Annotated in this window: 6 protein-coding genes and 2 pseudogenes; 7 read left to right on the plus strand and 1 reads right to left on the minus strand. The window is 50.9% G+C overall.

Annotated elements, in window-relative coordinates; all coding sequences use genetic code 11:
* Window positions 1-38: 38 nt before the first annotated feature.
* A pseudogene (locus NL42_RS16005) lies at window positions 39-609 on the minus strand (transposase); the annotation flags it as partial.
* Window positions 610-1,255: 646 nt separating this feature from the next.
* Between NL42_RS16005 and NL42_RS16010 the strand changes: the two are divergent.
* The 7 genes and pseudogenes from NL42_RS16010 to NL42_RS16040 all read left to right on the plus strand — a co-directional run bounded on the left by NL42_RS16010 (window position 1,256) and on the right by NL42_RS16040 (window position 10,399).
* Complete coding sequence (locus NL42_RS16010; RefSeq protein ID WP_461313482.1) at window positions 1,256-2,284, plus strand: AraC family transcriptional regulator; 1,029 nt, start codon at window positions 1,256-1,258, stop codon at window positions 2,282-2,284.
* 752 nt (window positions 2,285-3,036) lie between these two features.
* Entirely contained in the window at window positions 3,037-4,650 is a 1,614-nt protein-coding gene (locus NL42_RS16015; protein WP_461313483.1) for a DUF6351 family protein, read from the plus strand.
* Between the two features lie 388 nt (window positions 4,651-5,038).
* Window positions 5,039-5,215: pseudogene (locus NL42_RS16020) on the plus strand (3-hydroxyacyl-CoA dehydrogenase); the annotation flags it as partial.
* Between the two features lie 85 nt (window positions 5,216-5,300).
* Window positions 5,301-6,506 carry an acetyl-CoA C-acyltransferase gene (locus NL42_RS16025; protein ID WP_461313484.1) on the plus strand — a complete coding sequence of 402 codons (1,206 nt, stop codon included), beginning with the start codon at window positions 5,301-5,303 and terminating at the stop codon, window positions 6,504-6,506.
* Between the two features lie 59 nt (window positions 6,507-6,565).
* Entirely contained in the window at window positions 6,566-7,882 is a 1,317-nt protein-coding gene (locus tag NL42_RS16030) for an MFS transporter (protein WP_461313485.1), read from the plus strand.
* Window positions 7,883-7,886: 4 nt separating this feature from the next.
* Window positions 7,887-8,726, plus strand: a complete 840-nt coding sequence (locus NL42_RS16035; protein WP_461313486.1) for a nitroreductase — start codon at window positions 7,887-7,889, stop codon at window positions 8,724-8,726.
* A gap of 20 nt (window positions 8,727-8,746) precedes the next feature.
* The gene (locus NL42_RS16040; RefSeq protein ID WP_461313487.1) at window positions 8,747-10,399 is read left to right on the plus strand and encodes an AMP-binding protein; all 1,653 of its coding nucleotides are present in this window, start codon (window positions 8,747-8,749) and stop codon (window positions 10,397-10,399) included.
* Window positions 10,400-10,422: the final 23 nt, after the last annotated feature.

Below are 10,422 nucleotides of genomic sequence, written 5' to 3' on the forward strand. Positions count from 1 at the left end.
CCCAACATACTTTAGAAGAAATCAATAACGAGAGGGATTTTGTCACCAAAAATATCCAACTCACAAGCATGTAGTGGAGAAATACCTAAAGCGGAGTGCTTTCTTTTATGGTAAACATTATAGGTAAAATCAATTAGCCAGTCCTCAAATTCGGAGAATGTGAAAACTGTTACCGTATCTGAGTGGTAATCTTTTCTTTCGAAAATATCTGAAAAATTTGATCATGGGACTGTATGAATATCAGTTACAAAGTTTCCCATTAAACGTTCAATGTGACTACTAAAACGTGGTTTTTAACTGGTCAGTATTCCAGGTGAATATCATGTGCCATACAAACATTTCTGAAAGTTTCTGAGTGAAACTCAGATCCATTATGACAATAATGTCCATAACTTCCCAAACAGGCCATTCAGCTTGAATACTGCGTGAAGCTAGCCATTTTTCTCTTTGGGTAGTACTGCTTGAGAAACACCCATTACAATGAATATAAAAAAAAGAGGAAACAGCCAAGGGTAGATAATAACCTACAACTAGCCTCAAACGGACATCAATTGCCAATGCAAGAAAACGTCGTTCTATAGGGCGCCTATTAAAGTTAACAACCAGCAACCATAAAAATAAATACCTACTTTACATGCAAGTGAAACAGCACTTGCATGTACAAGCTTCAATCAATGACATACAACTAACTTCATTATTTTAAAGGTATATATCTCTATAGCCATTTGGATAAATCCGAAAGCGTCCCCCCTACTCTGATAAGAGAAAATTGCTCTAAATACTCTGTATATTGTTTGAATGAAGCTTTGCTGTTCAGGCTGATTAAATCCTATACCTTTTTCTATGTGATCGCCCCTTCTATAAAGACTACCCATTACGCATCTTTCATCAGAATTTGTAAGCTGTGTTTGAGTTGATCAAATAGTTGTTGATGGGTTTCAGCCAATTACTTGGCTTTGCTAATACGTCACTGTTGACTCGAATACAGTTTCTCTCCAATAATCGGTCCTATAAATGGTTGCTGTTTGGTAGTCAGGACTTGTCCCATAAGGATACTCCTCTATTTTTAAGGCATAAAAAATAAGCCACATTAAGATAATGTGTAGCTAACCCAAGAAGTGATCGTTGGGCTCGTGCATACAGATACGGTGTCAGTCACACACCGAAATAGCAAAGCCAATAAGCTGCGTTTAGCAAAAAAAATGACTTAACTATAGTGATCACGGTACGGAGAAATTCAGATGAAGTATTTTTTATGACGTATGCTGGTGAAAAGGGAACCACTTCAATTAATCTGGTGCTTGAAGCGCTCCAGGCAGCAATGCAGCGTAAACTAGATGTGTCTGCGATATTGAGGGAGGCGCGCATTGAGCCTACGCTGCTGGATGCACCCAAAGCACGTGTGCCTGCAGACGCATTTGCTCGATTATGGAATGGCTTGGCGGATCTCCTAGATGACGAGTTTTTCGGCATCGACAGCCATCCGATGCGTCGAGGCAGCTATCGACTCATGTGTTATGCCGCTCTTGATTGCGATACGCTTGAACAAGCCCTTCGCCGTACATTATCTTTCCTGCGTGCGGTGCTAGACGATATATATGGTGAGTTGCACCGTGAAGGAAATCATGCTGTGATTACATTGCATGACCATGGCGTTACTTGCAGGCTCTTTGGCTATGGCACATGGCTGATCCTTGTACATGGGCTAGCCTGCTGGCTGGTGCGCCGACGAATCCCCATTAAGGAGTTGAACTTCAGCGCTCCGGCGCCTGCTGACTCAAGCGATTATCGGATGCGCTTTTGTGAGGCCGTTCATTTCGATGCCCCAGTGACTCAAGTTCGATTTGACAGCATTTTTCTAGATTTGAAAGTGATCCAGACGCCTGTCAGCGCGAAGACATTTCTCAAAGCAGCACCAGAGAACATCTTGGTGAAGTACCGCAATGACGACAGCATCAACGCACGGGTCAGGCGACAATTGCGTGGGCTTCAACCTGAAGCTTGGCCAGGGCTTGATGATCTGGCGCGCATGCTCAATATGTCTAATTCCACACTGCAACGGCGGTTTCAAGAAGATGGCACAAATTACCAACGCTTGAAAGATGATCTACGCCGTGATATTGCTATTGATCTTCTTTTTAGCTCTTCCATGACAGTTACCGAGGTCGCAGGAAAGGTAGGATTCCAGGAAACCAGTGCGTTCCAACGTGCTTTCAAAAAATGGACAGGAGTAAGCCCTGGAGCCTACCGGCGTCAAGGCAGCGATGAGATAGGAGTCGACTAGACACCAATAAAGAATGGTAAAATCTGCAATTCTAAAGTAGGCGGAAACCGAGTTTCGAATGAAGCCGGATTATCGTTGGTTTAATTTCTCCAACTACACCGCTTTACGGCACAGCGAAAACAAAAAAGGGACTGCCTTATTATAAGGATGGCTCACTCCAAGCTAGGCTTGCCGGGTCCGGCGAAATTGACATCATCGAAATCAAGAGCGATCCAGCCATAATCAGCGAGTTGCGACAGTCTGCTGGGTTTCTACCCACATACCTCAATAATAAATACCATTGGGTAATCGTACACCTAGTTGGCTTCGTTCCCAAGAGCGAAATTGAGATTTTGATAAGCCAGAGCAACAAGATGACGAAATAGCGATGATTCTCTCTGGAACAGTGCCCGCTGACCTCATTAAGATTGACACCATAGGGCATCGTCATGAGAGCCTTGTATCTCTACAGTCTAACGTGCAAGAGGTGTTCAATAACCTCATCTGGAGATAAAGAGAAGAAGCCTACTCGACAGAGAATCGTGGCTACTACCCCCTAGCCATTGAGCTTATCTGAACTATAGCCAACTGGCTTGCAGAAAGTCGATAGAAAAATAACAATGAGCACGCGATATGGTTGGTTCAAGATGCCAATCGAGGCAGTGCTTGACCACTCGGAAATATCGCCGTGTAGATTGCAGACGTCTTTTTCCGAGTGGTGATTCAGCCAAAGGTACGACTCAGCCGTGCCATGGATCATACAAGGAGATAAGATGAGCAACACCAACATCACATTCCATCGCTCGGAGCACCGAGGGAGGACGCGTATACGTAGAGATAACGCCCGCAGGCAGAGTATCGGAATTGGCCTCACCCTTGCTGCCACTGCCGTGGTGCTCGCCTCGTGTGGCGGTGATTCGTCATCCGTGCCGATCCAGCCAAGTGATACCGCTCAAGCTGCCTGCAACAAGCTCTTGAATCAGGAGTTTGAAGGCGCAAAGGTTACCCAAGTGACCTTGGTGCCCCAGACAGGTTCGGTTCCTGAAACCTGCGTCGTTCGAGGTGAAATGCCGAAGGAACTTGCCTTTGAAGTCAAGATGCCTACAACCTGGAACAACCGCGTTCTCTTCATGGGCGGCGGGGGCTTCGACGGCACAATAAATAAAATCGCCTATAGCCCAAGCGCCGCTGAGAACGGCTATGCCACCATCGCATCGAACCATGGGCATGATGCGGTGAAACACCCTCAGGGATCGTTCGCCCTTGATCCCCAATTGCTGCAAGACTACGCAGACGGCGCGGTACCGAAGGTGCTTGCATCAGCCAAGGCCATTCTAAGGGCGCGCTATGGCGATTCCATCGGTCGATCGAAGTTTGTCTACGAGGGGTGCTCTGGTGGCGGCCGCCAGGCTTTGATACTGGCGCAGCGCCACCCAGACCTGTTTGATGGGATCATCGCCCGAGCCCCTGCGAACGCATACACAGGCCAGTTCCTATGGTATCAAAAGATACTGAAGCAACTTGCAAAGCCTGGCGCAAGTCTGAGTGTTCCGAAGGTCACGACCATCGCCAACTTCATGCAGGCCCAATGCGATGCGCTGGATGGCCTAAAGGACCACACTATCAGCAGGCCGGAGGCATGCAACCCCGATCTAACGGCACTCAGATGTACGGGCGCTGAATCCGATGCCTGCCTCACGGAAGCACAACTGGAGTCCGCAAAGACCTTGTATGAACCAACCAGTGTTGCGGGCGGACGTTACACATGGCCCTCATTCCCCCAAGTAGGAGGGGAAACCGCTGATGACGCTTCATGGCAGGCCATCGGTGGAACAGCCTATCAGATTCTGGGTGGGGACTTTATGAGGTACTTCGTCGCGCAAGACCCTTCGGTCAACCCACTGCAGGTGGATCCCTTGCAATATACAAGTCGGCTCGACTATCTAGCTAATTTGATTGACGCAGTCAATCCGGACCTGAGCCAATTTAGGGCCCGCAATGGCAAGCTGCTTCTAATGCACGGCACGACCGACTGGCTGATCACGATGAACAACACCACCGACTACTACAATAAAGTCGTTGCCGCAGCGGGCGGGCAGACGGCAGCGGATCAGTTTGTCGAATACTACGTGCTGCCGGGGAACGATCACTGCGCTGCCACTCCAAACGGTGGTAATGGCCCCGATATGGTTGATCTTGTGACCCCGATGTTTGACTGGATCGATGGCGGTGCAAAGCCTTCAAGCCATAAAATCATCGCAACACGCAGCGTCGATCCAGCAAAGGGGATGCAGCGACCGCTTTGTAGATATCCCCAGTACCCCAAGTATAACGGCACGGGCGATCCTAATGCAGAGTCGAGTTTTACTTGCGTTTCATCGCAATAGCAGCCCGTTCAGGCGTGCTGCCTGATGGTGACCGGAGATCCTCCAAACTGCTTTGCATACGGATTGGAGATCCATTCACCAGATGCTTGCAGTATTTTATTATTTCAATTGCAAAATGCCACCACCGTAAGTAATCGTACACCTAGTTGGCTTCGTTCCCAAGAGCGAAATTGAGATTTTGATAAGCCAGAGCAACAAGATGACGAAATAGCGATGATTCTCTCTGGAACAGTGCCCGCTGACCTCATTAAGATTGACACCATAGGGCATCGTCATGAGAGCCTTGTATCTCTACAGTCTAACGTGCAAGAGGTGTTCAATAACCTCATCTGGAGATAAAGAGATGCAAATTAAAAACCGTGGATTTGTCGTAACAGGCGGTGTCTCAATGCTCACATCCATGTCTGCCGCCATCCAGCAGGCACTGGGACAGATGGTTCCATTTCTGTCACGATTGGGCCTACCTGTTAAGTTAGACCGTCTTGTTTTGCATATCGCCGAGAACCGCTACATAAACGGCAAAGTGATCCGTTTGGCTGGGGTGATCCGCATGGCCCGCGAATAAACAATGAGCAGCTAGTGCTGCTCCCCTTCAGATCCATCTTAATTAATTGTTTTGCGCCACCATGAGGCTGGCGCATGGAGATGCTATGTCCCTCAATTTTAATACTGATCCAGTGGTTATCGTCGGTGCTGCCCGCACGCCTATGGGAAGTTTTCAGGGCGCCCTTGCATCATTAACTGGCCCTCAACTGGGTGCTGTGGCGATCCACGCTGCCGTTCGGCGAGCAGGTATAGCGTCGGATGCAGTGAATGAGGTTCTCATGGGTTGTGTCTTGCCGGCAGGCGTCGGACAAGCCCCCGCTCGACAGGCCGCGCTGGGCGCAGGGTTGCCGTTCACTGCGGGCTGTACGACTATCGGCAAGGTTTGTGGTTCAGGTATGAAAGCCATTATGTTGGCCCATGACCTACTGTGGGCCGAGAGCCAGCAAGTCATGGTGGCGGGCGGCATGGAGTCGATGACCAATGCTCCTTACCTTCTGCCCAAGGCGCGTTCTGGCCAGCGGCTGGGACATGGGAAGATGATCGACCACATGTTCTTTGACGGTCTCGAAGACGCCTACTCGACAGAGAATCGTGGCCGCCTGATGGGCACCTTCGCTGAAGACTGTGCTACCAGCTATGGTTTCAACCGCAGCGAGCAAGATGCCTATGCCATTCTTTCCACGGAGCGTTCGCAGGCTGCAAACCGAAATGGCGCGTTCGACTGGGAGGTCGAGCCCGTCACAGTCAATGGCCGTAAGGGTGAACTGGTGGTCCAGCAGGATGAAGGCGCGTTTGCCGTCAACATCGACATGATTCCTACACTCAAGCCCGCTTTCCGTAAGGGTGGTACGGTGACGGCGGCCAACTCGTCATCCATCAGCGATGGCGCGGCGGCACTGATGTTGATGCGTTCCTCTCAGGCCAAGCGTCTGGGCGCGCAGCCACTGGCACGCATTGTCGGCCACGCCACCCACGCCGGAGTACCAGCACTGTTCCCAATGGCACCCGTAGGAGCTGTACAGAAGCTGCTGTCCCGTATCTGCTGGGACAAGGATATGGTGGATTTGTACGAGTTCAATGAGGCATTCGCTGTTGTTCCGATGATCGCCAGCCGCGATCTTGCCATATCGCTGGACAAAATCAACGTACATGGTGGTGCCTGCGCTCTAGGTCATCCAATCGGCGCCTCCGGTGCCCGTATTGTGGTGACACTGCTGGGGGCACTTCGCCAGCGCGGCCTACAGCGTGGTGTAGCCAGTCTATGTATCGGCGGAGGCGAGGCTACTGCCTTAGCCATCGAGCTGATGTGAATTTTAGTCAACAGGCTTGCAGAAAGTCGATAGAAAAATCAACGTAGGAGACAAGCAACATGCAGAGAATCCACATCGAAAGCATCACAGGCGATGCCAAATTCAACCGATTTCATGGTTTGGTTTTACTTTGGTGTTTCCTTATCTTGGTATTCGACGGCTACGAACTCGCAGTCGTGGGTGCAGCGCTCCCAGCAATCATGCAAGACATGAATATCGACGCTACCAGCGCAGGCGTCATGGCCGGATCTGCTCTGGTAGGTACCATGCTCGGGGCTCTTTTTCTGGGTACGCTGGCCGATCGCATAGGACGGCCAAAAATGATCGCTGTCTGCATGGCGCTGTTCAGCTTGTTCACTGCCAGTGCAGGGCTAACGAACGACCCTATTTCCTTCAGCGTGATGCGCTTCATTGCTGGCCTTGGGATTGGTGGCGTTCTGCCAATCACAACGGCGCAAATGGGCGAGTTCTCACCAGTGAAGTTACGCACGCGTCTGGTAACCCTTGTGTTTGCCGGCTATTCGGTCGGCGGGATTCTGGTCGCGCTTACGGCCAAGCAACTCATTCAGGCGCATGGATGGCAATCGGTGTTTTATGTGGCTGCGCTTCCGGTGCTGTTAATACCACTTATTCTAAAAACCATGCCAGAATCAATGGCATTTCTAGCCAAGAAAGACAAGAAGAATGAGCTGCTTGCGATAGTTCGTCGCATCCTCCCCCTGCAACGCATAGAGAATGGAGCCGAAATCGTAAGTTCGGTGAGCAAAAAGGTGCAGGATGCTCCCGTGAGCAGGCTGTTTCAGGAGGGTCGCAGCTGGAGCACAGTCATGATCTGGATAGCATTCATGACTGGCCTGTTTATGGTTTATGCGCTCAGTTCTTGGCTGACCAAACTCATGGCGATGGCTGGTTACAGCCTCGGTTCCGCTCTGAATTTCGTGATCATCTTCAACGTAGGTGCGATGCTGGGCGCAATAGCTGGCGGCTGGCTCAGTGACAAGTTCAATATCAAGTACGTCCTTCTAGGGTTCTACGTGGTAGGTGCTGTGTCACTAGTGCTGTTGGCATATACCAAGACTGTCGAACTGCTATTCGTTGTGGTGTTCGTCGTGGGTGCATCTACGCTTGGCACTCAGCTGTTGGCCTATGCCTACGCCGGTGACTTCTACCCCTCCTCTATACGCTCGACTGGTGTGGGCTTCGCCTCTGGCATCGGCCGGATAGGTGCAATCGTGGCACCCGTACTCATCGGCTGGCTAGTCTCGCTGAAGCTACCTTTGGAGCAAAACTTCATGGTCATCGCCTTGGCCGGTGTGATCGGCGCTATAGCCATCCTGCTGGTAAATCAAAGCCGAGCCGACTCCAATCGGGCGTAGCTTCATGGCGCAGCAAACACGACCCAATAAAGCTCGGCACGTTTCGTTTCGTTGCTTTCCCTGCATCAAGGTGCAAAGCGATGAAAAGCGCGTCAATTACTTCCATGTGAGATCAGGAGATCGAGAAATGAACCGTATGACCCCAGCTCCTCTGAACGTTCAAGGCATCCGGGAAGCCGTGGATTGGGCAATCACAACCCGCCGTAGCATGCGCGCATTCCTGCCCACACCAGTGTCTCGTGCAGAGATTGAAGGTATCCTGGACGTGGCTAGATATTGCGCAACTGGTGTCAATATGCAACCTTGGCGCGTGCATGTCGTAACAGGAGAGGTTAAGGAGCAACTGACTGCAGCAATCGCCGCGATACACAATAACCCAGCCCAGGACGTATTGTTGAACGATGCCTACGAATATTACCCGCGCAAGTGGACTTCGCCGTATATCGACCGCAGACGAGCGATTGGCTGGCGCTTGTACAGCCTTCTCGACATCGAGAAGGGTGACAAGGTGCGCATGCATGGGCAGTTTGGTCGCAACTATCGATTCTTTGATGCCCCAGTCGGTTTGCTCTTCACAATTGATCGAGTACTCAGTGAAGGAAGTCTCATCGACTACGGTATGTTTCTGCAAACAATAATGGTTGCAGCTCGCGCCCGCAATCTAGGTACCTGCCCCCAAGCGGCATTCCTTAAATACCATGATGTGATTACGAAGATGCTGGAAATCCCCGATGACCAAATGCTCGTTTGCGGCATGAGCATGGGATATGCAGATGAATCAGCCATAGAGAACACGCTGGTCTCCGAGCGCGAGCCGGTGTGTGCATTCACCACATTCCACTAGAACACAACGGAGACCACACTATGAGCACACAAACCTACACAAATGGCCTTGATCGCTGCCAGGCCAATCATGTACCACTGAGCCCACTAAGCTTTTTGGATCGTGCTGCCCTAGTTCACCCACAGCGAACTGCGATCATTTACAGCTCGTTGCGTCAAACATGGGCGCAAACAAGGGAACGCTGCTACCGCCTAGCCTCCGCGCTAGTGGCAAGAGGAGTATGCCCTGGGGACACAGTGTCAATCTTAGCTCCCAACACACCAGTGATGTTGGAATCACACTTCGGCGTACCGCTTTCGGGTGGAGTGCTCAATACGATAAACCACAGGCTCGATGCGGACAGCATAGCCTTCATTCTTCGCCACGGTGAATGTAAGTTGCTAATGGTAGATCGCGAATTCGCGAACATTGCCGAGGCTGCTCTGGCGCAACTCGATCACCGCCCGATCGTAGTGGACATTGAGGACCTCTTAGCTGCCGACGGTCCTCGGATCGGTGACATCGACTACGAAGCACTCCTTCAAGAAGGTGATCCGGATTTTGCTGGTATATGGCCAACAGATGAATGGCAGCCCATTGCGCTGAATTACACTTCGGGCACGACTGGTGATCCAAAGGGTGTAGTGGTGAGCCATCGTGGTACCTACTTAATGAGCCTTTTACAGATGACTAATTGGCCATTGCCACGCGCTCCGAAATATCTTTGGACACTGCCCATGTTCCACGCCAACGGCTGGTGTTTTACTTGGGCCATTACTGCTACTGCCAGCACGCATGTCTGCTTGCGCAAAGTTACGGCCGATGCTGTGTTTCAGTCCATCGAGGCATACGAAGTGGATCACATGTGTGCTGCACCCATTGTAATGGCTATGCTTGCTGATTCCGCACGGGGAAGAAAATTGCCGCATCCTGTACGAGTATTGACAGCGGGGTCTCCTCCTCCGTTGGCCGTACTGGATGCCGTGCTTTCAATGGGCTTCCAAGTCGATCATGTGTTCGGCATCACGGAAGTGTCAGGTACACCTATAAGCTGTGTATGGCAGGATGGTTGGGATGATTTGCCTTCTGCCGAACAAGGACGGTTACGAGTACGCCAGGGCGCGCGTGCAGCCGCTCTCGAAGGGTTAATGGTCGCCGACCCTGATTCGATGAAACCAGTTCCTTGGGATGGACGGACCTCGGGAGAACTCATGCTTCGCGGAAATACCATCATGATGGGCTATCTCAAGAATGAGAGTGCCACTTGCAAGGCATTTGAGGGTGGATGGTTTCACACCGGTGACGTGGCTGTTGTCCACGACAATGGCTATATCCAGATTACTGATCGATCCAAAGATGTAATCATTTCCGGAGGAGAAAACATCTCTTCGGTTGAGGTTGAAGATGTTATCCACGCCCATCCCGCCGTGCTGTACGCAGCCGTCGTCGCACAACCAGACGAAAAATGGGGCGAGATTCCATGTGCTTTCATTGAGCTACGATCAGATACCATACCACCAACAGAACAGGAGATCATTGAGTTCTGCCAAGCGCGCCTTGCTCGATACAAATGCCCCAAGCGCGTGGTATTTAAAGAACTTCCCAAGACCGCTACGGGTAAACTGCAGAAGTATCGCTTGCGTCAAGATGCAGGCAGCCAAGATGCCATCACACGTCTGGCTGGCAATGGCTAGTACGATTGTGGTAGGCAGGACGA

Source organism: Acinetobacter sp. GN11, from assembly GCF_054823985.1.